This window comes from Sulfobacillus thermosulfidooxidans DSM 9293 (genome assembly GCF_900176145.1).
Classification (GTDB): Bacteria; Bacillota; Sulfobacillia; order Sulfobacillales; family Sulfobacillaceae; genus Sulfobacillus; species Sulfobacillus thermosulfidooxidans.
In genome coordinates, this window is record NZ_FWWY01000001.1 from 2244393 (window position 1) to 2245494 (window position 1102).

2 protein-coding genes are annotated in these 1102 nt (G+C 58.1%); one reads left to right on the forward strand and one right to left on the reverse strand.

Annotated features, from left to right (window positions below; genetic code table 11):
- Nucleotides 1–32: 32 nt before the first annotated feature.
- Nucleotides 33–302 carry a transposase gene (locus tag B8987_RS11300; RefSeq protein WP_084661585.1) on the reverse strand — a complete coding sequence of 90 codons (270 nt, stop codon included), beginning with the start codon at nucleotides 300–302 and terminating at the stop codon, nucleotides 33–35.
- Nucleotides 303–386: 84 nt separating this feature from the next.
- Between B8987_RS11300 and B8987_RS11305 the strand changes: the two genes are divergently transcribed.
- A partial coding sequence (locus tag B8987_RS11305; protein ID WP_176213236.1) for an aminotransferase class V-fold PLP-dependent enzyme occupies nucleotides 387–1102 on the forward strand: 716 nt, incomplete at its 3' end.

A 1102-nucleotide genomic window follows, 5' to 3' on the forward strand; every position in this document is an offset into this window, starting at 1 on the left:
ATGCCAATCCATCACGTGTTCACACAATTCTGTCACGGACGGATCCCCTTTTTTTGCAGCAGATCTTGAAGCATAGCAATCTGCAGATCTTTTTCCCCGAGTAATTTCTTTAATCGTTCATTTTCGTCTACCAGACTCATGAGATCGTGGGGATGGTGGGCCGCCTTCATCGCCTCACGCACCCCACGACGCACCATGGATGGACTCAGCTGATGACGACGAGCGACTAATGTCGCATTTTGCGTGTCTTGAGCTTCTTGAACAATCTGTTGCTTGAATTCCGGTGAATAGGTTTGACTCATCGTGCACACTCTCTCCTCTGAACTGATAATTATCCTACCAGGAGAGATCGCGATTGTCTCGTCTTCTTAAGGGGCTTAAAAGCCGTGTCGTTGCCGCTCGACGCCTTGACGGATCGCCTGGCGGAGCTACCCCGGGATCGGACCGTGGTGGCGTATTGCCGGGGGGGCCTATTGCGTGTTGGCGATGCATGCCGCGGAGGCATTACGGCAACACGGATTTCGCGTGGTCCGGCTGGCCGACGGCGTACCGGACTGGCGGGCGCAGGGGTTGCCCATCGCCGAGGGAGGGGATCCCCTGTGAGTCGTGCACCGAATCCCTCAGGGATCCCCGTTTATTTGGACTTTAATGCCACGACGCCCGTAGCTCCGGAGGTCGTGACCGCCATGGCCCCGTTTTGGACGGATCATTTTTATAATCCTTCGGCCCCCTATCCGGAAGCGATCAACGTCCACGCGGCCGTTGACACCGCCCGGGCAGCCGTGGCTACCTTACTGGGGGCAGATGTCCAGAGCATCGTCTGGACCAGTGGAGGCACGGAAAGTAACAATTGGGTGCTTCACGGGATCTGGAGGTCTCGGCCATCCCACCGCCGCCGGGTCGTCCTTTCCGCCATCGAGCATCCGGCTGTGACGGAAACGGCGGCCGTCTTGGAGTCCCTGGGGGCCGAGATCGTGACCATTCCGGTCGATAGTCGAGGGGTTTTGCGCCTCGATGCGCTGGATGCGGTTTTGGATGAGCAAACCGCGCTGGTCAGTGTCATGTTGGCCAACAACGAAATCGGCACCCTCCAACCGGTGGC

Coding starts and splice junctions, on each gene's coding strand:
- B8987_RS11300 (WP_084661585.1), bottom strand. CDS start 302: ATGAGTCAAACCTATTCACCGGAATTCAAGCAACAGATTGTTCAAGAA.